Below are 25407 nucleotides of genomic sequence, written 5' to 3'. Positions count from 1 at the left end.
GAATTGTTTTGTAAGATTTATAAATTGATTTTGCACAAAATGATAAATACCATTGTTTATGATTTTCTCTTTTATTAATAAAAATGTCACTTTTTCGGAACATGTTAGCACAAATGGAAGAAGCAGGGAATCTCCTCGAGCTGACAGCAGATGCGAAGGTTATTCTCGAAAACCCCGAGCGCATCCTTTTTGTCTCTATTCCAGTTCGCATGGATTCTGGAGAAATTCAGGTATTTGAAGGGTATCGAGTTCAACATAGTACTATTCGTGGACCGGCAAAAGGGGGAGTGCGCTACTCAAAAGACTTAAATCTTGAAGAAGTGAAGGCGCTTGCCGCATGGATGAGCATTAAAACATCAGTGGTTAATATTCCGCTTGGCGGAGGAAAAGGGGGAGTCAAGGTAGACACCTCTCATCTTTCAGATGCAGAGCTTGAGCGACTTACTCGCGGTTATGTTCAGGCGATTGCCCCCATTATTGGTCCTCGAAAAGATGTTCCTGCTCCAGATATGTACACCAATCAGAGAATTATGGGATGGATGGCCGATGAATTCAGCAGACTTCAAGGGGAAACAACCTTTGGTGTTGTGACGGGGAAGCCACTAGAAATTGGAGGAAGTGTTGGTCGAGATGCGGCAACAGCACAAGGAGGTATCTATATATTAGAACGCTATCTCGAAAAAGTAGGAAGAGAAGTACAAACAGCGGTAGTTCAGGGGTTTGGAAATGTTGGCGGACATATGGCACGTCTTCTTCATGAGAAAGGTATTCGTGTTCTTGCGGTTTCAGATGTTGGTGGTGGAGTTTTTTCAGAGAAAGGCATTGACATTCCAGGGGCATATTGTGCCCTAAAAGAACATGGAACAGTTTCAAAAATGGCAGGAGGAAAACAGATATCCAATGAGGAACTTTTGTCTCTCTCTTGCGATCTTCTTGTTTTGGCGGCTCTTGAAAATCAAGTTCGATCAGACAATGTTGATGCTGTTTGCGCACAAATGATTATGGAACTTGCCAACGGTCCAATAACGCCAGAGGCAGACAAAATTCTTGCAAAACGCAGAATTCCGGTTATACCCGATATTCTTGCTAATGCAGGTGGTGTCACGGTTTCATATTTTGAACTTGTACAGAATGAGTCAAATTTGTATTGGTCACTCAACAAAGTTCACCGGCGTCTTAAGATTATTATGAATAATGCGCTTGATGAGGTTCTTGAAAATCAAAGACTCTGTGAGGAGTCTTCTGAAAAATTGAAGAAAAAAATTGCTTCTGGTGAAGGATACCCCGTAACATTGCGTCAATCTGCTTTTGTGACGGCACTCAAAAGAATTGAACGAGCAATGAAATTTCGAGGACGAATTTAGAGAGAAGAGCGAATGAGATATAATTTAACTTTGCACAATAAAAATTGTGCAAAGTTTTAGAATTCCTTTTTTTGATTGAAATAGAATTTTAGGATTCAGATGTTCGTTCCATTTTTTGCAGTACTCTTTCTATTTCTGGAAAATCAGGAATCGAATGATTTTCTAAAAATTCTTCCGCCCGAGAACGAGCAGTGGCAACAATACGAGGATCTGCCACATCTTCCATAGTTAAATCGGGAATACCAGATTGGCGAGTTCCAAAAAGTTCACCCGGACCACGTAAGTGGAGATCAATTTCTGCGAGACGAAACCCGCACGATTCTTGCTCAAGAGCACGAAGACGACGTGTCGGCTCTTCTGTGGGAAAAAGAAAACAATACGATTGATACTCTCCACGTCCAACTCGTCCTCGAAACTGATGGAGTTGAGCAATGCCAAATCGTTCAGCACCCTCAATAAGCATCATTGTTGCATTGGGAACATCAACTCCTACTTCTACTACAGCGGTAGAAACGAGGATATCAAACACTTTTTCTTGAAAAGCTCGCATCACTTCATCTTTTTCACTCGAACTCATTTGTCCATGAAGAAGTCCTATACGAAGATTGGGGCATTCTTCCCGAAGTCGTTCACATTCCTTAGTGGCGGCTTTTACTTCAAGGGCATCAGACTCATGAACAAGTGGACAAACTACAAATCCTTGTCTTCCTTTTTCTACTTCTAACGCTACAAAACGCATTACTTGCTCTCGACTCATAGGAGGAACCACTTTTGTGTGAATGACTTTTCGTCCAGGGGGAAGTTCCATGAGCACCGAAAGTGCTTGATCACCATAGGCAATCATAGCGAGTGTTCGTGGAATGGGAGTCGCAGTCATCTGGAGAGTATGAGGAGCTCCTTTTTGAATAAGACGATCTCGCTGAAAAACTCCAAAACGATGTTGCTCATCAATCACGACAAAAGAGAGGTTTTGAAATACTACATTCTCTTCAAGGAGCGCATGTGTCCCAAGAATAACAGAGATATGTCCCATGCGAAGATCGTGTAAAATCTGCTCTCGTTTTTTTCCGGTTATGCTTCCGGTAAGGAGTTCAATGGAAACATTTGGACGAAAGGCATGGAGAAAATGAGAAATACTCCGAAGATGCTGTTTTGCTAAAATTTCTGTCGGGGCAAGAAAAGCAACCTGACCCCCCGCCTCAAGAATGGGGATAGCGGCAGAAATCGCCACAAGTGTTTTTCCTGATCCTACATCTCCTTCTAAAAGTCTCAGCATGGGGACTTTTTTTTCAAAATCTTTCAAGATTTCAAAAATGGCAATTTTTTGAGAATTTGTTGGAGTAAAGGGAAGTGAATCGAAAAATCGCCTTATGAGATCCGCATCAAGTGGAACCGAAAGTGCTTTCCCCTCCCCTTCTTCTTCCCACCGTTTTTTCCGAAGAAGTGCGGAGAGTTGAGAAAGAAAAATCTTCTCAAATGCCATAGTTTTTCGTGCGGCAGAAAGAAGTTTTTCCGATTCTGGAAAATGGAGATTCCGAATTGCCTGATCACGTGAAAGAAGACTTTCTGCCTTTTCTACCGATTTTGGAAGAATATCTGGAAATACTTCTGCCACTGGAAGGAGACTATGAATTTTTTGCCGAATCCAACTTGCACTCAGCTTTTTGTGCTCTCGATACACTGGAGCAATACGCCCAAAATGAACACTAGAAGAAGCCTGTTCAAACTCTGGATTTTGAAGTGACACCTTTCCATATGAAAGTTTTGCACGCGCAAAAATCATTACTGGCACTCGAATGGGGAGACGATTGAGGAGTGTTGGATTATTAAACCACACGCATTCCATCTCTGTACCGCTTTTTTCTTCTTGAAAAATGCCACGGAGAATTATTTTGCCGAATTTTGTTTGTTCTTTTTGAATGCTTAAAAATACTCCGCGGAGTAAATTTTTCTCATCTGCCCGAACACTAGAAAGATCTTTCGGAACAGAATAATCTTCATGCGCTCGAGGAAAAAATTCCAGAAAATCACGAAGAGTAAAAATACCAATTTCTCGAAGGAGATCAATACGATCATCTGTTGTATGAAGGAGCGCGCGCGTAATAGGAGTAGAAAGTTTGAGTTTCACATTTCTGATTTTGCCAAAAAAAGAACCGAATCACCATCTCTAAAATGCCGTAATCGTCAGGGTCATATCGAGTGTATAGTTTCCTGCTGATTGTTCTGCTGGGATAACTTGAGAGAGCCGAATATTCGTAAAACTCCACTCACAATTGGAATTTGCTGTATTCCCCGCTACGGCAATAGTAATATTTTCCACTCCTTTTTTTTCTGAAAATGATGCTGGAATTCCTGGGGAAATTCCTTTTGCAGAACATCCTTCTTTTGCGAGAATGTGCATTTCTGTTGGATCGACTGAGAGTTTGCCGCCCACTATGTCCTGATCGTTTCCATCTTTTCCCGATTCATCATTCCAATCATATATCTTTCCCTCATCTTTCCAGAGGGCAGAACTCCCTTTCGACGCAGAAAGCGTCAGTGTCCATCGCTGATTTTTTGTGTTATTTTTCACAACAATCCGCTGGGAAGATGTACCAAGTACAGCAGTGGAAATCTGCTCATGAAAACTTGTAGTAAGTGGAGAAAAAATAATTATTGGAAAACGAATGAGCGCCCCCTGAAAATCGACTATTTCTGTAGAGAGAATATCATTTTTAATAACGGGATTCTTATCGACGTATAAAAAAGCAGGGGGCTCTCCTGACGAAAACGAGAGCCCTCCAAAAAAAATAACAGGAGACGCAAAGAGGAAAATGAGCTTTTTCACTGTTCTTCAGGGGGGAGAAGAATTTTTTCACCTCCCTGAAAATGATAGGGAGCATGTAACTTATTTGCTTTGGCAACAATTTTCCATGCAACGTCATGCTGCTCTGCAAGTGCGTAGAGTGTCTCTCCTTTTTGAACAATATGTGGAATCCAAGAGAAAAGGATCCACTTTTTTCTCCAATAGGAGATCCACCGCAAGAACCCCAACAGAAAAAGAAATGAGAGAAGTGAAACTTCTATTGCCATAGCAACCGGAGAAGGGGTAACAAAAAACCATACTGTTTCTCCTGGAATACGAACATTTTCTGAAGTTGATAGCGAAGATTTAGTGGTATTTTCTGAGAACATATTTGTTTGAAGAGAGGTAGAGTACTTTGCCTCTGCCTTATCATCTTTTTCTATTGATGCCTCTGAATATTGATTTTTTGTATACTCAAAAGAACTTTCTGCCCGATAGACACCACCCCAAAAGGGAGATGGCATCTCAAAATTCCAATCCACTGTTTCTCCTTTTGAGATGGGAAAGAGGGCAGATTGAATTTTTGGCTCCTTCCAAGAAAAGAGCGGTCGAGCAGAAACTTTTGCTTCTGCCTCAAGGGAAATATTTCCCATGTTTTTTACCTTTGGTTGAAGAAGGATTTTTGTCTCCCCATCTTCCTTTTGTCGAAATGCCACGGAAAGTCCGGCGGAAATTATTTTTTCATATATATTTCCCGGAACAGTTATAGAGACACGAATACCAGTCCGAAAACGCAGACGAATTCCACCGTGCTCTTCAGGAATTTGATCGGAGTCTTCGAGCACAAGACATCCTTCGTGACTCCCCGGAGAAACATTTTCAGGAAGGAGGACGCGGAAAGGAACAATCACATTTGAAAAAGGAGGAAGAGATATTGCATCACTTTCGAGGGCAATCCACTTCCCCACCTCTTCTTTTGAAGCGCTTTCTGATTGGCAGGAAAAGGCACCACCAGTTGCTGTTTCAGCATCGACAGAAGAAATATGGATACGCTTTTCCTCATCGGTATTATTGATAACACGCAAACCACCATCTTCGTTCTCTCCTGAGTGAAGTGTGAAGAGAAAAATCGAATCGCTCTTCGGAATTGATGGATCAGGATATGCGGGTTCTCCTCCAATTCCACCGTATCCAATTCCCAGGGCGGAAGTCGGAAAACTCACAAAAAGAAAAGAAAGAATTGCTACAGCTATTTGTTTTTGTTTTTTCATAAGAGAGAAGGAAAAAGAGAGAAAGATCTAGATTGCTTGAAGAGAAAGCGTAAGGTCAATGGCATAGTTTTCGCTTGCTCTCTGTTCGGCTGGAATATTTTGTTCAAGATGAATGCCTTGTAAAACCCAATCACCAACATCATCAGACGCGGCAGAACCAGAAAGAAGAGTAATGGTATCCGTTACTCCCTCTTCAAAAGATGCAAGAGTTCCTACTGAAACATGATCGGTCGTGCAATTTTTACAAATTCCGGTTTCGATATGAGCGCTACTCGGATCAACAAGAAGCTGTCCACCAAATGCATCTGCATCCGAACCGTCATCACAACCATTTCCAGCAGGATCATTAAAATCATAACGAACGGAATTTCCTTCGGAATCGATTCCCTCCCAGAGTTTTTTCGGATTTTCTGAAGAAAGTGTAAGCGTCCAGCCATTGTTGGCACCAAAAGGATTTTGGATATATATCTGCTCCTCGCTTGTTCCGATTGTTCCCGTGCTGGTTTGACATGCGAAAGAAAAGGGAAGAGGATCCATTTGCACAGAAGGATTTTCGACTGACTCCAGATTTCCATTCACAATATCGACACCGAGTATTCCCGGATTTATGACTTGGGAAAATTGTGATTTTGGAGCAGCAAAAACAGTAGTGGTAAAAATACCAGAACAGAAAATGCATCCGAGAAGAAAAAGAAAAAGACTTCTGCATCGCAAACAGCGAGAAAATAAAAAAGACATAAAAAAAGAAAAAGAAAAACACAAGAAAAAAACAGCCTTCGAAAAAGAAAACCATACTAAACTCTCCTCCGAATTCAACATCCTCTTCTTCAAACAGGAATAAGAGGGGGAGAGCGAGAGGTAATTACATGTTTATTTCTTTATGTAAAAAATGGGTTAAATACATTTCTGTTATTATTATAACATATTTTATATTTATAATGCAAATTTTTAGAGGACATTTTTTTGTAGCATTCAAGAATTTGTTCTCAAAAATTTCAAAAGACCTGCTTCAAAGAAAATGAAAGACAATAGAAACCTCTTAATGGAGATCGAGAATCTCATATTCAAAAACTCCAGCAGGAGCCTGAACTTTTACCTTTTCTCCCTTTTTCGCCCCAAGAAGTGCTCGTCCAACAGGAGAAACATTTGAAATTCGAGATTTCATTGGATCTGCTTCTGTAGAACCAACAATTGTAAATTCTTCTGACTTTTCTCCTTTTTCCAAAAGCTGAATGGTGACAGTTGTTCCAATCTGAACGGTCTTAGCAGAATGCGCCTTTTTCTCATCGATGAGTTGCGCATTTTTGACCATTTTCTCAATCTCAAGAATTCGTCCTTCTACAAATGCCTGCTCATTCTTCGCCTCTTCGTATTCAGAGTTTTCAGAGAGATCTCCGTAGGCAATCGCTTCTTGAAGTCGTTCTGCCACCATTCGACGTTTTTCTGTTTTTAGATACTGCAGTTCTTTCTTGAGTTGCTGAAGCCCCTCTTCGGTAAGAAGAACAGCGTCTTCAGTAATTATCTGAGATTTTCCAAGTTTTCCGGAAGTTGAGGACATAAAAAATCGAGAAAAGAAAATTAGCGAACAATATCTCCCTGAGCAACGGGCTTTTTCCCCTTTGGTTTCCCTCTTCGATCATCAAAGGTATCAAAAGAATCACGAATTTTTTCGCTCGTGGGATGATCTTTTAATTTTTGAAGTACTTTTGCTTCAATTTGGCGAATACGTTCGCGAGTTACTCCAAATTCACGCCCTACTTCTTCAAGTGTGTGACCAATACCATCTCGAAGTCCAAATCGCATTTCGATAATCTTCGCTTCACGTGGAGTGAGGTACTGGAGAATTTCTTGAATATTTTCCTTGAGAATTTGACGGCTTGTTGATTCGGTAGGAGAAATGGTCTCATCATCTTGGATAAAATCCCCGAGTTTACTGTCTTCTTCAGCACCGACAGGCGCTTCAAGAGAGAGGATATCCTGTGATATTTTCTTAATATGCCGTACTTTCTTTACTTCCATGTCCATTTCTGCTGCGAGTTCTTCTACTGTTGGTTCACGTCCAAATTCCTGAGCAAGACGGCGTTGAGTGTGAGTGAGTTTATTAATGGTTTCTACCATGTGCACCGGTATACGAATTGTTCGTGCCTGATCGGCAATAGCACGCGTAATTGCCTGACGAATCCACCATGTTGCATATGTGGAGAATTTAAATCCTCTTTCGGGATCAAATTTTTCAACTGCACGAAAGAGTCCAATATTCCCCTCTTGGATGAGATCGAGAAAAGAAAGTCCTCGTCCGATATATTTTTTTGCAATAGAAACCACAAGTCGAAGATTTGCTTCGGCAAGGTATTGTTTTGCAGACATATCTCCTTTTGAAATACGCCGTGCTAATTTTTTTTCTTCTTCTCCGGTTAAAAGCGGAACACGCCCAATCTCAGAAAGATACATACGCACAGAATCGTTTGCAATCTCTGAAATATCGAGCATTCGTCGACGCTCCTCATCAGAAAGATAAGAGTCTTCCTCTTCGGGATCTTCTTCATCTGAAACATCTAAAGGAACATCAATCTCCTGATCTTCAATATCTTCTTCAGGTCCTAGAAATTGATCAGGATCCAACATGTCTTCCTCAGCATCATCAAGACCATGTCTCCCCTCTCGTAAAATAGTAGAGAGCTCACCATCCTTTTGCTTTTTACCTTTTACCGCCTTTCCTTCTTTTTTTGGTTTTTCCTCCTTCTCATTTCGTTTCCAAATGAGATCATCTCGAACATCAATAACCTCAATACCGAGCTCCATAAAAAGCGTGTAGACCTCATCGAGAAGAATAACGTTATACTCTACCTCAGGAATCGCTTTCATGAGTTCCTGTTGGGTAACAAACCCATGTTCTCTTCCCTTTTTAATGAGAACTTTTATTCCCGAAGGAAACTTACTAAGCTCTTCCTCGTTGGGCTGTCGGATGAAAGTAGCGTTCTTTTTTGCCATAGAAAAAGATTAAAAGTGATGAAATTTATTGAGCATTTTTGTAAAATCACTTATCTGAGAAAGAATATCAGCAGGATTTTCTCCTGGTTTATCCCGAAGGGAGCCGCTAAGTTCCCGAATTTTTCGGGTAATAAGTTCATTATTCATTTTCCGGATCATTTTCCGAAGCTCTTCTCTTTGCAATCCCTCCGAAAGCAAACGAATCTTCTCTTCGACAAAGAGTGTAAGAACCCGATAGTATTGCGCATCCTCTTCAGCAATTTTTTCCCAAAACGCAGAAAGAGTATCGGATACTTCGGGAGTATACTGTTCCTGAAGATGCTTGTAAATTGTTTTTTCTCTTCCTTCAGGCAAAAGCTCAGAGAGGAATTGAGAGGACTCATCTAAAATATATTGTGGAAGTGCAAGAAAAAGACCGAGAAGATATTCAAGTGTTGTAGGGGAAAAAGTAATGTTTGGAGCATGACGCTTTAGTGAAGGTGGCGCAGAAAAACGAGAGGTGTGTCGCCATTCCTCTGCAATAACTCCTTGAGAAACCCCAATTTTTTGAGAAATATGGGCAAAATAATGGTCACGCTCTATTTCTCGTGGCAATGCCCCAAATACTGGCAGGAGCTCATCGAGAATCTTTTTTTTATCCTCCAAATTATTTGGATCACGATGAAGAAAAGAACGTGCTATAAGCACATCCATTGCTGGCTCTAGAGATGCCAATGTCTCTCGAAATGCACTCTCGTCTTCTCTTCGTGCCTCATCTGGATCTTTTCCTCCTGGAATCGAAACAATGCGTAAATCAAGCTGATGCTTGAGAGAGAGTGTAACTGCTCTTCTTGTTGCCGCTTGTCCTGCCTCATCCACGTCGAGAGAAAAGGCAATAGATTTTGTATTCCATGAGAGGAGTTTTGCATGTTCAGGAGTAAAGGCAACTCCAGAGACAGCCACAACATTTGAAAATCCCATTGCAGAAAATGCAAGGAGATCAAAATATCCTTCCACCAGAAAGACAAGTCCTTCTTTTCTCATGCTTTCTTTCGCAAGATGAAAGCCGTAGAGTATTTCTGATTTTTTATAAATAGGTGTTTCTGGAGAATTGAGATATTTCGGAGCAGACGATCCATTGCCAATATACCGCCCCCCAAAAGCACATACATCTCCGTGTTGATTGCAAATGGGGAACATAATTCGATTTCGAAACTTGTCACGAGTGTGCGAGGCATGGGCATCATCAGCTACAATGAGACCAGCCGACATCATTTCTTTGTGAGTAAATCCTTTTTCAAGAAGATGCTTCGTAAGAGCATCTGGAGAATCTGGCGCATATCCAACATGAAATGTGGTAAGAACTTCTTCTGGAAGAGCTCTTTTTTTAAGAATTTCTTGGGCGCGACTATTCTCCCAAAGTTGTGCCTCAAAAAAGAGACTCGCGATTTCCATGATTTCAAAAAGTCGCCCTTTTGTTTCATCATCATGTTTCTTTTTTTCAGGAGAGAATTCCTGCGTCTCAATGCCAGCTCTTTTGGCGAGAAGACGAACTGCCTCGGAAAAACCACAACCTTCTTGTTTTTGAACAAATGAAAACATATCTCCTCCAGAACTACACGAAAAACACCATGCGATCCCCTTTTCTTCATTCACAATCATGGATGGACTGTGATCATCGTGGAACGGGCAGAGCATTTTATAATTCCCTGGTCGCCCCGCAGGATGAAGAGTACCGTATTCCGCAACAACATCTACAATAGAAAGCCGATTTTTAATTTCCTGTACGGAATCCATAAAGATGGGGACAAGAATACACCTCAAAAATTGAGGCTCTCTTTTTGGTGTTATTCTGAAATATCCAAAATGAAATAACAAGCTACGGATTCAAAAGAAAAACAAATCTTCTCACAAGAGATCATATTTGCATCAGCTTCTTCCTTGTTTTTTGAATACAGTTCTTGATAGAGTAAGCCACTATTTTCATAAAAATATGGAAAAAGATACGAAAAAAAAAGAAATATTGCTTGATGTCAACAGTCTTTCTCGTCTTTCGTGCAATCCGCAAATCGGAAGAATAGAGGAAATAATTAATACCCGTTTTTTAAGTGGTCCGTTTGAGCTTTATGGGGCTTTTTATTACGGAAAGGCGGGAAGGAGAAGAAGACATGACAATCCTCAGGAAAAATGGGTGTGGTTACTCAAATATGAAAAAGTACGAAAGCTTCTTGAAATAAGACCGACTCGCGCTCTTTTAGGTAGAGTCCTTCAACGTAGTTTCAGTGTTCCAAAAAGAATAGAGAAGCAAGACATCCTTCCTCTCATTCTTGAGGGAAAGATTTCTGAAAGTGGATTTCACGAAGAGCTTCGCATTATTTCTTTTGAGTGTTCTCAAAAAATTTTCCTCATTATTCTTCGCTCATCTCAAAAAGGAGCAGGTCGAATGGATTGTGTTCCCATGTATCAGGGGAGTGAAGAAGTTATTATTGCTTCTCGACCCTAAAATAATCTTTCTTGTGACTCAATATCTTTTGGGAACACTCTTGCAAATCTAAAAAGACCTCTCCATATTCTAAAAGTTCCTCCTTCTCCCCCACTCCGGTCAACACTCCAAAAAATGGCATTCCGGCAGAAATGGCGGCTTTTGCATCCGACAAAGAATCACCAATATAAAGACATTCCTCTGGGAGAACGTTGAGTTTTTTAGCGGCAAAAAGAAGTGGTTCAGGATGTGGCTTACAATGCTCCACGTCTTCGGCTCCCACCACTACAGAGAAAAAAGAGTCTATTTCAAATCTTTCGAGAATAGGGAGAGTAAAACTTCTGAGTTTTGTCGTTACAATTCCCATAGGAAGCGAACATTTAGAGAACGAAAAAAGCCCTTCAAAAACCCCAGAAAACAACGAAGGCGATGTTTCCTTTTGACAAGAGAGATACTGTTCTCGATAGATTTGCACCACTTTGGGGATCAGCTCTTCTGAAAAAAAATCTCCAAAAATATGTTCAATTTGTCGACCAATTTGTGGGCGCAATATATCGTCCCCCGGATAATGAAGAGAAAACAAATGAAATGTTTTTTGAAAAGCAGAAAGAACAATGGGGATAGTGTCGGTAATCGTGCCGTCCAAATCAAAGAGAATTGCCTTTGTATTCATGGGGATGAAGAATTCCACTAAAAAAGCTCCCGATGAAGAACTGGCTCGACTAATTCCCAATCCCAAGTTTTTTCGGGAAATGAGCGATATTTCCAATAAGCGGCTCCGGCGATCATTGCGCCGTTATCGGTACAGAACTCTAGTTTTTCTGGAAAGTGAAATCCAATTTTTCGTTTATGAGAACCAAGAAAAAGAATTTCCCGAAGACGACGATTTGCTGAAACACCTCCAGTAACATACACCTCTTCTACGTCTTCAAATCGATCAAAAACATCAAAAAGTTTCCGCGCTAATGTATCGCAAATGGCTTCCTGATAGCTTGCCGATAAATCTGCCACTATTCCCTCTCCTTTTGGATCTTCCCCTTTTTTTACGAGATCTTGAATGGTGTAGAGTAAGGCGGTTTTGAGTCCTGAAAAGGAAAAATTGTCATTTCCAGAGCCAATCATTGGCCGAGGAAAATGATAGGCATTTGCAATACCACTTTCTGCGACACGAGCAATTTCTGGTCCTCCCGGAAATCCAAGCCCTAAAAGACGAGCACCTTTGTCAAATGCTTCTCCGGCGGCATCATCGAGTGTTCGTCCAAGAATTTCAAACTCATATTCCCCTTTCCAAAGAACAAGGTCATTGTGTCCACCCGAAACGGTAAGCACCATCGCTGGAAAATCTGGTTCTTCTGAGCGGAGAAGACGACCAGAGCAAATATGCCCTGTAATGTGATTAACGGGAATAAGCGGTTTTTTATGGAGAAATGCCAATGTTTTTGCCACTTGAATACCAACAAGAAGTGAGCCTGCAAGACCAGGTCCTGCTGTGACAGCAATAGCATCAACAGATGTCATCTCTATTTTTGCTTCTGCAAGTGCTTGTTTTAAAACGGGAATAATTTTTTTAGCGGCATCACGTGCGGCAACTTCTGGCACCACCCCACCAGTTGCCTGATGAAGCGGAACAGAAGAATTGATTACGTTTGAGAGAACCTCTGTTCCATTATCCACTACTGCGATAGAGGTTTCATCACACGAAGTTTCAATTCCGAGAATGCGCACGGAAGAAGGAAAAATCAAACAGTATTATTTCACACCGATTCAATTTATAAAAGCCATCTTCTCCAAAACGATATAAAGAAGAGAGAAAATCCCCATAAGCCTAGGGTGTGCTTTTTCATTTTTGAGACTTTCTCTTTTTCTTCTTCAAAAAATCCGGCAGAGTTTTTGGGATTTTTCTCTCCTATCTTTTTGCATGCTTAGTACTCTTAATACCCATCAACGTGAAGCCGCAGAACATATTTACGGACCGATCGTTGTTGTTGCCGGCGCTGGAAGTGGAAAAACTCGTGCGCTCACGCATCGTATTGCATTCCTTCTCTCACAAGGAATTCCTGCGTGGAATATCTTAGCAGTCACGTTCACAAATAAAGCGGCACAAGAAATGCGAGACCGTGTGGAATCGCTTGTTTCTGAATTTTCAGAAAAACCACTGATTGGCACATTTCATAGTATTGGGGTGCGTATTCTTCGTACAGAATTTGAAAATATTGGAAGGGATCGTTCGTTCTCTATTCTCGACTCGGACGACACACTTTCACTCGTAAAGCGAATACAAAAAGACCTTGGCATTTCAGATAAAGAGTTTGCACCACGTGCTATTTTGAGTCGGATTTCTGCCGCCAAAAACGCTTTTCTCACCCCAGAAAATTTACAATCAATGGATTCTCGTTCACTTGAACGCGCTGTTGCAACTGTTTTTGAAAAATACGAAAAAGAGAAACAAGAGATGAATGCGCTTGATTTTGACGACCTTATCGTGCTTCCTGTACGGATTTTTGAAAAATATCCAGAAATTTTAGAGAAATACCGTCGCAAATGGCAGTTTATTTCTGTAGATGAATTTCAAGATACCAATCCCGTTCAGTTCCGTTTTCTTCATCTCCTTGCCAGCGTTCACCGAAATTTATGCGTCATTGGAGATTCTGATCAGTCGATTTATGCCTTTCGCGGAGCAGACATTAGTAATATTCTCGACTTTCAAAAACACTTTACAGAAGCAAAAATGGTAAAATTAGAAGAAAACTACCGAAGCACACAGAATATTCTCGATGCTGCAGATGGCGTTATTGAGCACAATGAAAATCGTGTTCCCAAAAAAATGCGTACCGATAACGGTGCTGGAGAAGTGGTTCAGGTTCTCTCTTATCATGATGAACGCGAAGAATCGTGGCGTATTGCAGAAATAATTCGAGATTTTCGAAATAAAGAAGGAAAAAAGTATTCCGATTTTGCAATACTCGTCCGAACAAATGCACAAACACGACCCATTGAGGAAGCTTTTCTCCGTGCGGCAATCCCCTATCAGATTATTGGCGGACTAAAATTTTACGCACGCAAAGAAGTGAAAGATGTTCTCGCTTATCTCCGCTTTTTAGAAAATCCATCAGATACGGAAAGTTTTTTGCGTATCATTAATCTTCCTCCAAGAAAAATAGGTAAAACAACGCTCGCCCGTCTTTCTGCTTTTGCACAAGAACGGAATATTCCTCTCGGAAATATTTTGAATCACCTCGATTTTGCTGATGGTATTCCTCCGGCGGCTCGCGAAGCTTTGGGACGTTTTCGGGAGAATATTCAGAGCATTCGAAAAAAGAAGAGTTCTCTTTCTCCTGCAGATCTTATTGGAGAAGTTCTTGAAACCTTTCGACTTGAACCATTTTATCGTGACGGAACACAGGAAGGAGAAACACGCTACGAGAATATTCTCGAACTCAAATCTGTTGCGCACAAGTTTGATCATGTCGATTTAGAATCGGCACTCTCCCTTTTTCTTGAAGAAGTGGCACTTGTTTCAGACGCGGACAATATTGCAGAAAACGAACAGCAACGCGTCCTTATTATGACGATTCATTCGAGTAAAGGACTCGAATTTCCGATTGTCTTTTTACCAGGATTAGAAGAAGGAATTCTTCCGCATTCTCGTAGCCTGTTCGATCCGCAAGCGCTAGAAGAAGAGCGTCGCCTCCTCTATGTGGGAATGACGCGCGCCATGAAGCAACTTTTTCTCCTGTTTGCCGAATCCCGAATGATGTATGGAAATACTCAGTATAATCCTGAAAGTCGTTTCCTCTCAGAAATTCCATCTCACTGCTCTTCGGGATTTTCTACTGCTCAGGAATTTGGTTTTACAGTGGAGGAAGAAGAAATGCGCTATGTTCCCGAGTTCGAAATTGGAGAGACTGTAAAACACCCCATTTTTGGACGAGGAAGTATTTCAAAAATGGAAGGAGATATCGCAGAAATTATCTTTGAAACCGTTGGAAAAAAACGAGTTGCCCTTTCGATTGCACCGCTCACAAAAGGGTAAATGTGTGATTACGGTTAGAGCCACCACAGCCAAATAAAAAATGAGGTAACAATGGCGAGGAGAATATTGAGTGGCGCGCCAACCCGAAAAAAATCGGAAAAACGATAATTTGCCGAGCCATACACCATGGTATTTGTTTGGTAGCCAACAGGAGTTAAAAAACTCGTAGAAGCGGCAAACATAACCGTAAGCACAAGTGGTAATGGATTGAAATGAACTTCAGTAGCGACAGAAATAGCTATGGGAACAATAAGCACTACTGCGGCATTATTGGAGATAATTTCTGTAAGAAGTGTCGTAATAACATATAAGAGGAGAATGAGAACTATTGAAGGATTTCCCTCGGCAATAGGAATAATTCCTTTTGCGAGGAATTCCGCGGCTCCAGATTTTTGCATAGCAACTCCAAGTGGAATAACGCCAGCAAGAAGAAAGATAATTTCCCAGTTAATAGCATTGTAGATTTCTTCCTTTGAGAGACAATCAAAAAGAAACATAGCAACTACTCCTCCTAATGCAGTAATCACAATGGGAATTCCAAGTACCACGGAACATGCCACCACTGCGACTACTATTCCAAGAGTAATCCACATTTTTTCTGGCGCATACTCTTGTTCTACTGTTTCGAGAAGCAAAAAGTCTTTTGAGTACTTTAATTTTTCCAAACTTGTAAGAGATGCCTGTACTAAAAGTGTTTCGCCTACACGGAGTTTTACACTTCCAAGGCGCTGAGAAGTGACCTCGAGACTTTGTAATCCCACCACTGAAGCATTATATTTTTTCCAAAACCCAATTTCATCCAAACTTCTGTCATGAAAAACCGTTGCTCCGCGGAGCATAACCTTTACGATTTTTCCCGTTCCTGCTGGAAGACGACGTGCATCTTCATCAAAATTTGGCAAAAGTTTTACTTTTTCTTTCTGAATAAGTTCCAAAATAAGTTGCTCACCAGCACGAATAACGAGAATGTCTCCTTCCTCAATGGTCTTTTCTGCAAGAGTTTTAATATATGACTTTTTTTCCCGAATAAGTTTAAGAACACGAATATCGTGTTTTTCTTCAAATTTTGACTCTAATAGTGTTTTCCCAATGGCAGGATGTCCCTTTTCAATAACGATTTCCGCAAGAAAAACTCCACGATCTTCTACCTCCGCATCTCCATTTTTCTCTTTTCTGTTTGGGAGCAAAAAGTATCCAATAGTCAGAAAATATACCACTCCGGTAAAAAGCACTACAAGTCCGAGACTCGTAAATTCAAAGAGTCCTATGTCGTCCCCCAAACTTCCACTCTCTTTTAGAATGGATGCGGCGAGAATATTTGTTGATGTTCCAATCAGAGTCAGTGTTCCTCCAAGCATCCCAAAAAATGACAAGGGAATAAGGAGTTTTGTTGCTGGTGTCCCCGATCGTCGTGAGAGATCGAGCACCATAGGAAGCAAAATAGCAACAGCCGCGGTGTTATTGATAAAACCAGAAATGGGAGCAACAATAAAAAGAATGGCAAGAATTTGTCGGAATTCCGAATTCCCTACAAAGGAGAAAACGGCTCTCCCTAACTTTGAAATTATCCCTGTTCGCTGAATACCAGCAGAGAGAATAAACATAGCAAGTACCGTAACCGTTGCAGAACTTGAGAGTCCAGAAAGCCCTTCAGAAACACTTGGAAAAGATTCTGGAAGAAACTGTCCCAAAATCATGAGAACAATGAGGATGAGGAATGCAGTAATATCAACCGGAAGACGCTCTGTTACGAAGAAAAAAAGTGCACCACCAATGACGAGAAGAACTAAAAAAATCTCAATCGTCATGACGAACGCAAGAAAAAAAATGGTATTTATGAGCCTTTATGCCAAGTAATGAGAAGTGGAGTAGCAAGAAAAATAGAGGAATACGTTCCTACAATGAGTCCGAGAGAAACGGCAAGGAAAAAAGAGAAGAGTGAAGGGAATCCCGTAAAAAAGACGAGCATTACAGCAACAACAATAAGTGTGGAGAGTGAAGTATTGACCGAACGCCGCATTGATTGCCATACAGATATTTCCGAAACACTCTCGAGATCTTTTGCCTGCTTTCCTTTGAGATTTTCGCGAATACGATCAAAAATAACAATGGTGTCATTTACCGAAAAGCCAAGCACCGTAAGGAGTGCTGTAATAAAGAGGGCATCCACCTCAACACCGTAAACATACCCAAGAAATGCAAAGAAACCAATAATAATGGTAATATCATGAACAAGTGCGGCAATGGCCGCCATGCCAAATTTCCAAGAAGAAAGTCCTTCTGGTACGCGACGAAAAGCAAGCGCGACAAAGATAATAATAGCAATAATGGCAGTACCAACACCCCAAAAAGCGCGCTTTTGAAAGGTTTCTCCCATAGAAGGTCCAATGGTACTTATACTATTAATGCTTCCATTCCATTTTGAACTTGCAAGAGCAGATGCAAATGCAGTTGTCTCTTCTTCTGTAAGTCCTCGGGAACGAACAACAAAACCTGTCTTATCAAACATGCTCAGCACATTCTCCCCTTTTTCTGTTCCAACGCTTTCCTCAAAAAGACTTTTAATTTCTTCTGTGCGAGGAACGTCTCCCATAAATCCAATGCCCATTTGTGTCCCTCCTGTAAAATCAATACCAGGACGAAGCCCAAAAACAACTATAGAAATAAGCGCAGAAAGAACAAAAAAACTCGAAAGAAAATACCAACGACGGCGAGAAGAAACAATGTCAAACATGTTTTCGGGAAAAATTTCCATCGCATTCTGCCGATTTTTTTTTGATCAAGCAAGGGATGAGGGCAACTAGAATTATTCAGAAACAACACCAAATAAAAGATAAACACCATAAGGGTCACATCTTTTCTTGGTCTTGGGATTTTGGTAGCATTTGGCAACAAGATCTATAAGCCCTTTTGCATCATGAATCACAAAGAAGCTATTGCCATTGGGAATTTTTTTCTCGCCCTTCCCGAAAATCCCGAGGAAAAAACCGCACAGAAACACATCGGCGATTTGGTGAAGATTCTTCTTTTTCATCAAAAAAAATATTATGAAGAAGAAAATCCTATTATTTCAGATGCAGAATTTGATCGACTTTTTGAACTCCTCAAAAGATGGGAAGAGCGCTATCCAGATCTTCAACAAAACGATTCCCCTACTCTCCGTGCGGGCACAGTGATTCAATCGGAACTCAAAAAAGTTCCCCATCACATCCCCATGCTCTCGCTCTCCAATGCGTTTTCTGCGGATGATCTTCGAGAATTTGAAACGCGTTGTCACAATATTTTGGAAAAAGAGAGCGATACCCCCCCTCTTTCATATTTTGCGGAACTCAAATTCGACGGACTTGGTGTTGCTCTGTGCTACGAAAACGGAATTTTTGTTCAAGGTGCCACACGCGGAAATGGAGAAATTGGGGAAGATATTACAGAAAATCTTAAAACACTTCGGAGTATTCCCCTCAGTATTCCCGAAAAAAAAAGAGTGGAAATTCGAGGAGAAGTTCTTATGACAAAGACAGATTTTGCTCGACTCAATGAAGACCGTCGGGAAAACGGAGAAACAGAATTTGCCAACCCACGGAATGCTGCTTCTGGCTCTGTACGACAGCTGGATACAAGTGTCACCGCAAAAAGACCACTCTCATTTTACGCATTTGAGATTTTTGTGGATGGTCGTAAAGAACCACTTCTCTCTCAAGAAAAGTCAGAAAAAACACTTCAAGATTTTGGATTTTTCACCTCTCCGCTTGCCGTTTCTTGCAAAAATATTACAGAAGTTATTGAAACCACAAAAAATGCGGAAGAAAATCGGCACCGCCATCCATTTGAAACAGATGGTATTGTCATAAAAGTACAAGATTTTTCTGTACAACGTCTTTTAGGTGCTACGGGACATCATCCGCGTTGGGCAATTGCTTACAAGTTTCCTGCCATTCAGGTGCACGCTAAAATTACCGGCATCACGTTTCAGGTGGGACGATCTGGAGTTGTTACTCCTGTGGCAGAATTAGCGCCGGTACAACTTGAGGGCGTCACCATTTCACGCGCAACACTCCATAACTTTGATGAGGTGCAAAACAAAGACTTTCGTATTGGCGACACCGCTCTCTTGGAGCGCGCTGGAGATGTTATTCCTCATCTTCTTTATCCTATAACTGAGAAACGTACGGGAAAAGAAATCCCCCTCAATATTCCTACGCTGTGTCCAAAATGCTCTTCTCTTCTCATGAAAAAAGAAGGGGAAGTTGCCTTGCGATGCGAAAACAGAAGCTGTTCAGCACAGATTTCTGGACGAATTTCGTATTTTTGTAGTAAAGCCGGACTCGATATTGCCCATCTTGGTCCAGAGCGCATTCAGGTTTTTCTTGATGAAGGACGAATCCAAAACGCCGCAGATCTCTTTCTCCTCACAAAAGAAGACCTCATCTCTCTTCCACTCTTTAAAGAAAAGCAGGCGGAAAACATTATCCACGCACTGGAAAAAGCAAAACAACAACCACTTTGGCGACTTGTCACCGCGCTGGGGATTCCTCTTGTTGGACCGCGCACCGCAAAATCACTCGTCAAGGCATTTAAAAACCTAGAGCGCATTGAATATGCCTCTGCAGAAGAGCTGGAAAATGTATTCGATATTGGTTCGGGAGTGGCAGAGTCGATTCGACGTTTTTTTGATCAAGAGGAGAACAGAGTATTTGTCGATGCTCTTAAAAAAGCAGGTCTCACTGTTTTTGGAGAAAAAAATGAACCAACAATACACACTTCTCTCAGTGGGAAAAAAGTAGCCATTACCGGATCGTTTGAGGAATTTACGAGAGACGAACTTAAAGAACTATTAGAACAAATGGGCGCCGAGCCAACTGGCTCTGTGAGTAAACAGACTGATGCGGTGCTTTGCGGAGAAAAAGCGGGAAGCAAAAAAGAAAAGGCGGAAGAACTTGCTATTCCCCTGTTATCGGAAGCAGAATTCAAAAAGCTCATCCCCAATGATCTTTTGGAAAAACAAAAAGAAAAAAACATACCGCTTCCAACGCTCTTTTAAACAAGGTTTTCCTTGCTTCTCTCCAAGAAATTGGAGAAAATGCCTGCACAAGTGCCGATGTGGCGAAACCGGTAGACGCGCATGCCTCAGACGCATGTGAGAGTTCTCTCGTGGAGGTTCGAGTCCTCTCGTCGGCACCAAATTTTTCATAAAACCCCAGCGTGTTTTTTTGGGATAATGCATAAGAAAATCATAATCGATGACAAAATGCAGAAAGGGTTTTATTACCTTTTGGAGCCGATCGGAGAAAATTTTAGTCCAGAATTTCTGCCAGAACTTACCCCAAAACAAATGCTTGAACTTGGGATTTTTGGCGGGAAATATATGACCGATTGTATACATGAATTTCCACTATCATGGTTTCAGAATGCAAAACTCTCTCCAGAAGGAAAAAATCCGAAGCTCAATTTTTTTCAGGTAGATGCCTCTCTTCCTCTTAATGTTTGGCAGAAAAAAGGCTGGATACATCCAGCAGATCCAAGAGGTTGGTTTCAGTGGTATTGTCGATATTACCATGGAAGAAGAATGCCAGAAGAAGATCGTAGACAGATATCTCGCTGGAAGGCAATGCGTCGCCATGTTGGAGCTATAAAAAAGAATTGTCCCCTAAAAATTCTTGATTGCCGTCCGAAACAAAGGCAAGCATTATTGCATTGGGCATACGACAGTCGCAACATATAAACCTTTCCACATGAACACTTGGTATGCCGAACTCATAAAACCCGAATGGGCTCCACCTTCCTCCCTTTTTGGTCCTGTATGGACGGTTCTCTACATTATTATTGGCATTACTTTTGGATATGTCTTTTTGCTTTTCTCGAAAAAGAAAATTTCTTTTTGTGTCCTTGTTCCATTTGTTCTGAATCTTCTTTTTAACCTTTTGTTTACTCCAATTCAATTTGGGCTCAAAAACAACCTTCTTTCTGCAGTTGATATTCTCTTGGTTTTAGGAACACTTTTCTGGTTTTTGTTTGCCATTTATCCCTATTCTCGTTGGGTGACCTATGCGAATATTCCATACCTTTTTTGGGTAATCTTCGCATCGGTTTTACAGTTAACGATTACTTATTTGAATCTTTAGGTTTCTATTTTTATTTCAAAGACCGTTCTGTTTTCATTGACGATAACAGTACTTTTTTTACCGGAGCGTATGTGCTCAAAACCAATATGTTCTGTAATAGCTCTTCGCATACGAAGCTTCCAAAAAAATGGAAAATGTTTTCCCTATAAAACATTCCTTCCTGTGGATGAGGAATGAAGAAGGTATTTTATCTAAGACGCTCACACTCAAACAACCCATTCTCCTTGGAGGAATGGGTTGTTTTGAAAATTACGTTCTGGCGGAGGGACAGGGATTCGAACCCTGGAGATCCTTGCGGACCTAACGGTTTTCAAGACCGTCGCGATCGACCACTCTGCCATCCCTCCGTACGTTAGTATTTCGTTTTTTTTGAAAAAACGCCAGCCCTCTTTTTCCAGATTCTTACGCTGATTATTTTCCCAAAAAACAAAAGTGAATATCTTCATGGTGCCGAGGGAGAGACTCGAACTCTCACGGGATTCCCCACATGGTTCTAAGCCATGCGCGTCTGCCAGTTCCGCCACCCCGGCGCACTTCCAAAAGAAATCATATCACCTTTTTCGCTTTTTTGGTATTTTTCTTTTGTTTTTTCTCCAGAAAAAAATGAGTGATGCTGTTATTGTTCGCTTTCCTCCGAGTCCTACAGGACTCTTACATATTGGGACTGTCCGCACATGTCTTTACAATTACCTATTTGCAAAAAAACATGGTGGAAAAATAATTTTTCGGTTCGAAGACACCGATCGCGAACGAAGCACGAAAGAATACGAAGAGAATATTCTCTCGGGACTTACTAAAATGGGAATAGTATGGAATGAAGGACCTTATTACCAAACGGAGCGTACAGCGCTGTATCAAAAGCATCTCGAACAACTTTTAGAAGAAAAAAAAGCATATCACTGCTTTTGTACGCCCGAAGAATTGGCGACAGAACGCGAAGAGCAAGAACAAAAGAAACTTCCTCCACGATATTCGGGGAAATGCGGAATGCTTTCTGCAGAAGAAACACAAGCACGTATTGCACGGGGAGAATCATCGGTCATCCGTTTTCGCGTTCCTCAAGAAAGAGGAGAAATACCATTTTCCGATCTTGTGCGCGGAGAAGTTTCTATTCATGTTCGGGAACTTTCGGATTTTGTTATTGCCAAAACTCTTGAAACAGCACTCTACAATTTTGCAGTTGTGGTAGATGATCACGATATGAACATCACCCATATCATTCGTGGAGAAGATCATATTAGCAATACTCCAAAGCAAATTCTGATTTTTGAAGCATTTGGGTGGAAAACACCAGCATTTGCGCATCTTCCGCTTATTCTCAATACTGATCGCTCAAAATTGAGCAAACGAAAAAACAAGGTTTCGGTAGATGATTTTTTGGCAGAGGGATTTTTGCCAGAAGCACTTTTAAATTATCTTGCGCTTCTTGGCTGGAATACGGCGGATGAAAAAGAAATTTTTTCCCTAGAAGAACTGACGGAAGTTTTTTCTCTTGATCGGGTGCAAAAAGGAGGAGCTATATTTGATATTGATCGGCTCACGTGGATGAATGGAGTGTATCTTCGACAAAAAACAATTCTGGAACTCAAAAAACTCGCAGAACCATTCCTTATTTCTGATCCGCTTTTTGTAGAGGGACGGAAACAGTTTGGAGATGAATTTTTTCAAAAAACTCTTTTGCTTGTTCATGAACGCCTCAAGACACTCGGAGAACTTCCCAGTCTTCTGCAATTCTTTTTTCTTCCAGAAGAGCGCTTTTCCGTAAAGCCTGAACAGTTTCCGCATCAAAAAATGAAGGTTGATGAATCTTCTGCTCAAAATGCGCTCGAAACCTTTCTTCCCATACTCGAAAGCATTCCAGAGGACTCGTGGAATCGAGATACGATTGAGCAAATTCTCCTTACAGAAATTCGGGAACGAGGACACAAAAACGGAGAAATTCTCTGGCCTATTCGGGTTGCTATTACTGGAGAAGCTTTTTCTCCGGGAGCATTTGAAATACTCGATGCACTTGGAAAATCCCGAAGTATTGTGCGAATACGTATTGCCCTCGCCTCCTTTTCCTCCCATCATCCATGAAGACCTCTTTTTTTGCCTTTTTTTGCGCGATACTTGGCATTTTTGCTCTTCCGCCAATTACCTTTGGAATGACGCTTTCTCCAGAAACACAAGATGTATTTGCCGGAAAAAAAATTGAGACTATTACCATTTCGGGTGGCTCTGGTTCGTATACATTTTCCCTTTCTTCTGGAGGGACGGGTATTACTCTTGGACCATTCTGCACCAGTCCTGGGGAATCGTGCTCACCAACAATTGGATTTTTTGAGGGAACCGCAATACTCACCGTGACCGATACTGCAGATACTTCCCAAACCGCAACCAGCACGATCAGTGTTCACATTCCGAGTGATTGTTATACAGATATTACCTCTCATACCGTCACTGATTGGCGACAAGAATATATTGTTCCTGGGAGTGATGGCTATGCGTGGCAACGAGCAATTATTACAAAACCAACAGGAATAATGGAGCTTATAGAAGGAGAGCTTCAAAAAATTAGCGGAACAGCAGGACAGTATTCTGAAGTGCAGGTCTACCTCTTTGAAGAAAAAAAATCTAAATCAAATACCTTATCTCCACCAAATTCTGGAATTTGTATTCCTGCGGGATACGCCGATGAAAATGGTTTTTTTCAAACGGAAATATATAGCACTCTTCTCTGGTCACTCATTGGAAAAGATGTCGTAATTGATGCGTATTACAAAACCCCACTCTCGTGGGAAGAAGCACAGCGTTCTTTTTCTGGTCAAAAATTTTTTGTGGGAACCAATAATGAAATGACTCTTGTTCAGGTAAAAGGAGCTGGGTCAAATGAAGAGGATGATACCTGCCCTGTTGTATGTTCCGAAGAAAAGATGGTAGGAGTAAAATTTCTCGATCCAGCAAATGCTCCAAACTCGAATATTCTTTCTGATAATTTTAAGAGTGTTCCGAGTGCGGCAGTTATTATTGGAAGAACCCCTGGAATCCATACATTCTATGCAAAAACAGAACCTACTATAGGAGCATCACAAAAAGATCTTAAAACCATTGTTCAAAAAACAATTCTTGCGGAAGGACTGAAACGTTTTCTTTTGGGAAATACAAACATAGGTGGCTCACAGAAAGGGCTCGAAAGTATTTCTCGAGAAAATCTCATTGATGCTTTTTTAGATACCACAGGAGTGTATTCCGAAGAAACAAAAACAATGATTCAGAGTATACACACTCTTCTTCTCAAAAATACTTCCGAAGCAGAAAAATCTTCCGCCGCTTCAGAAATTTTTTCCCTCTTGTTTCTCCCCTCAGATGTCAGTACCTCCACAGTAAGGGAGATATTCCCCCCTGTTTCAGAAGAAGCTCTTTCTTTCGAAACCGCCTCTTTTCCCGAATCGGAGCCAACGAGTACCGGTTGTTTTCTCAAGGTCGAAACACTTTCCGATACTAATTACTCTCTTCGGTATAGAATTAACTGGGGAACTGCGACTTCCGCCACATTGAGTCCAAATAGCACCTCTTTTTCGAAAAAAGCAAATATTGAAACGGGAAATATCACTATTACTCCTTCCATAGGAACAACTGAATACACACTCAAAGAAGAAGAATCTCTCTTTGAGTGCCGAGCAGAAGTGACTCTTCTTAATGAAGAAAAATGGACAGATGATCTTCTCGATATCCTCGCTTTTTGGACAGGGAAACTCGAAACAAATGAATGCATTGTTATGGATGACAGATCATTTTTGGAAAATTTTTCTTTCCAAGGAAACATTGAAAATAACTTTTGTGGATTCGATTATGTCACAGGTACTTCTCCGCGCCTTCTTTTGCAACCAGAAGTGGAAGGAATTTTGACACCAAATTTTCAAGAAGCCACCATAACTTTTTCTGATCACTCGTTCGAAAAAGGAACTGAAGGTTGGATGATGAAAAAAGGAGAAAAGGATCAGATTTTTTATCGCTATGACTTCTTCAAAAAATCAGAAATTCATTTTTCAGAACAGCTTTGGTGTGTCTCGCCAGAAACGCTTTCTCGTTTTGAAGAAGGTTTTGCAGAACACGCAGGCTTAGATGTTGAAGAAAAAAAAGCTCTGCGCGCAGAATTGCAACAAAAAATATGGGGAGAACATTCATTCCTGTTGCAACTCGCTTCAGCAGAAGATATTCGTACACACATTCGTTGGATGCTCAACGGAAAACCAATTTCTCTTTTTACCGTCTTTTTTCGTGCAGAAGAAATTCCATCTTGCTTTGAAACAGATTTCTCATTCTCCTTTTTGCCCGCAAAAAGAGAAAGAATTGGCGTTGAAATAGGATTCATAGAATAATGTTTCTGCTTCTCCATGG

General features: G+C 41.0%; 19 protein-coding genes and 3 tRNA genes. 9 read left to right on the top strand and 13 right to left on the bottom strand.

Annotated features, from left to right (window positions below):
* Positions 1–83 precede the first annotated feature (83 nt).
* Positions 84–1364, top strand: coding sequence for a Glu/Leu/Phe/Val dehydrogenase (locus IPN35_02500; GenBank protein ID QQS59724.1), 1281 nt, complete (start codon positions 84–86; stop codon positions 1362–1364).
* 88 nt (positions 1365–1452) lie between these two features.
* Here the strand turns inward: IPN35_02500 and recG are convergent, their stop codons facing one another.
* The 7 genes from recG to dnaG all read right to left on the bottom strand — a co-directional run bounded on the left by recG (position 1453) and on the right by dnaG (position 10187).
* Positions 1453–3492 carry an ATP-dependent DNA helicase RecG gene (gene recG, locus IPN35_02495; GenBank protein ID QQS59723.1) on the bottom strand — a complete coding sequence of 680 codons (2040 nt, stop codon included), beginning with the start codon at positions 3490–3492 and terminating at the stop codon, positions 1453–1455.
* A gap of 39 nt (positions 3493–3531) precedes the next feature.
* On the bottom strand, positions 3532–4191 hold the full coding sequence (locus IPN35_02490; GenBank protein QQS59722.1) for a hypothetical protein: 660 nt from the start codon (positions 4189–4191) through the stop codon (positions 3532–3534).
* On the bottom strand, positions 4188–5420 hold the full coding sequence (locus IPN35_02485) for a DUF916 domain-containing protein (GenBank protein ID QQS59721.1): 1233 nt from the start codon (positions 5418–5420) through the stop codon (positions 4188–4190). Before IPN35_02485 ends, IPN35_02490 begins: the two co-directional genes overlap by 4 nt.
* Before the next feature lie 27 nt (positions 5421–5447).
* Positions 5448–6158: a hypothetical protein gene (locus IPN35_02480; GenBank protein ID QQS59720.1), complete on the bottom strand. Its 711-nt coding sequence runs from the start codon at positions 6156–6158 to the stop codon at positions 5448–5450.
* A gap of 301 nt (positions 6159–6459) precedes the next feature.
* Entirely contained in the window at positions 6460–6978 is a 519-nt protein-coding gene (greA, locus tag IPN35_02475; protein QQS59719.1) for a transcription elongation factor GreA, read from the bottom strand.
* A 20-nt stretch (positions 6979–6998) separates the two neighbouring features.
* Positions 6999–8411, bottom strand: coding sequence for an RNA polymerase sigma factor RpoD (rpoD, locus tag IPN35_02470; protein QQS59718.1), 1413 nt, complete (start codon positions 8409–8411; stop codon positions 6999–7001).
* A gap of 9 nt (positions 8412–8420) precedes the next feature.
* Complete coding sequence (gene dnaG / locus IPN35_02465; GenBank protein ID QQS59717.1) at positions 8421–10187, bottom strand: DNA primase; 1767 nt, start codon at positions 10185–10187, stop codon at positions 8421–8423.
* Positions 10188–10383: 196 nt separating this feature from the next.
* On the opposite strand from dnaG, the gene IPN35_02460 reads away from it, so the two are divergent.
* Positions 10384–10893 carry a hypothetical protein gene (locus tag IPN35_02460; GenBank protein ID QQS59716.1) on the top strand — a complete coding sequence of 170 codons (510 nt, stop codon included), beginning with the start codon at positions 10384–10386 and terminating at the stop codon, positions 10891–10893.
* Here IPN35_02460 and IPN35_02455 read toward each other — a convergent pair.
* Together IPN35_02455 and tsaD are read right to left on the bottom strand one after the other, a co-directional pair.
* Entirely contained in the window at positions 10874–11545 is a 672-nt protein-coding gene (locus IPN35_02455) for an HAD family hydrolase (protein QQS59715.1), read from the bottom strand. The two genes, IPN35_02460 and IPN35_02455, sit on opposite strands and share 20 nt — an antisense overlap.
* A 17-nt stretch (positions 11546–11562) precedes the next feature.
* Entirely contained in the window at positions 11563–12612 is a 1050-nt protein-coding gene (gene tsaD / locus IPN35_02450) for a tRNA (adenosine(37)-N6)-threonylcarbamoyltransferase complex transferase subunit TsaD (protein QQS59924.1), read from the bottom strand.
* Between the two features lie 178 nt (positions 12613–12790).
* On the opposite strand from tsaD, the gene IPN35_02445 reads away from it, so the two are divergent.
* The gene (locus IPN35_02445; protein ID QQS59714.1) at positions 12791–14905 is read left to right on the top strand and encodes a UvrD-helicase domain-containing protein; all 2115 of its coding nucleotides are present in this window, start codon (positions 12791–12793) and stop codon (positions 14903–14905) included.
* A gap of 14 nt (positions 14906–14919) precedes the next feature.
* On the opposite strand, the gene IPN35_02440 is transcribed toward IPN35_02445, so the two are convergent.
* Entirely contained in the window at positions 14920–16713 is a 1794-nt protein-coding gene (locus IPN35_02440; protein QQS59713.1) for an SLC13 family permease, read from the bottom strand.
* Positions 16714–16739: 26 nt separating this feature from the next.
* Entirely contained in the window at positions 16740–17639 is a 900-nt protein-coding gene (gene secF, locus IPN35_02435) for a protein translocase subunit SecF (protein QQS59712.1), read from the bottom strand.
* 183 nt (positions 17640–17822) lie between these two features.
* On the opposite strand from secF, the gene ligA reads away from it, so the two are divergent.
* The 4 genes from ligA to IPN35_02415 all read left to right on the top strand — a co-directional run bounded on the left by ligA (position 17823) and on the right by IPN35_02415 (position 21024).
* Positions 17823–19943: an NAD-dependent DNA ligase LigA gene (gene ligA, locus IPN35_02430; protein QQS59711.1), complete on the top strand. Its 2121-nt coding sequence runs from the start codon at positions 17823–17825 to the stop codon at positions 19941–19943.
* 53 nt (positions 19944–19996) lie between these two features.
* Positions 19997–20083, top strand: a tRNA-Leu gene (locus IPN35_02425).
* 34 nt (positions 20084–20117) lie between these two features.
* A complete protein-coding gene (locus tag IPN35_02420; GenBank protein ID QQS59923.1) occupies positions 20118–20624 on the top strand; it encodes a hypothetical protein in 507 nt (168 codons plus the stop codon).
* Between the two features lie 10 nt (positions 20625–20634).
* A complete protein-coding gene (locus IPN35_02415) occupies positions 20635–21024 on the top strand; it encodes a tryptophan-rich sensory protein (GenBank protein QQS59710.1) in 390 nt (129 codons plus the stop codon).
* Positions 21025–21281: 257 nt separating this feature from the next.
* Here the strand turns inward: IPN35_02415 and IPN35_02410 are convergent.
* A tRNA-Ser gene (locus tag IPN35_02410) sits at positions 21282–21371 on the bottom strand.
* Between the two features lie 98 nt (positions 21372–21469).
* Positions 21470–21554, bottom strand: a tRNA-Leu gene (locus IPN35_02405).
* Between the two features lie 73 nt (positions 21555–21627).
* Between IPN35_02405 and IPN35_02400 the strand changes: the two genes are divergently transcribed.
* The gene (locus IPN35_02400) at positions 21628–23103 is read left to right on the top strand and encodes a glutamate--tRNA ligase (GenBank protein QQS59709.1); all 1476 of its coding nucleotides are present in this window, start codon (positions 21628–21630) and stop codon (positions 23101–23103) included.
* Positions 23100–25388, top strand: coding sequence for a SprB repeat-containing protein (locus IPN35_02395; protein QQS59708.1), 2289 nt, complete (start codon positions 23100–23102; stop codon positions 25386–25388). Before IPN35_02400 ends, IPN35_02395 begins: the two co-directional genes overlap by 4 nt.
* Positions 25389–25407 lie beyond the last annotated feature (19 nt).

It is taken from the genome of Candidatus Peregrinibacteria bacterium (assembly GCA_016699755.1).
In the GTDB taxonomy this organism is placed as follows: domain Bacteria; phylum Patescibacteriota; class Gracilibacteria; order CAIRYL01.
The sequence above is the reverse complement of the archived record's forward strand: the minus strand, read 5'-3'. Positions and strand labels throughout refer to the sequence as shown.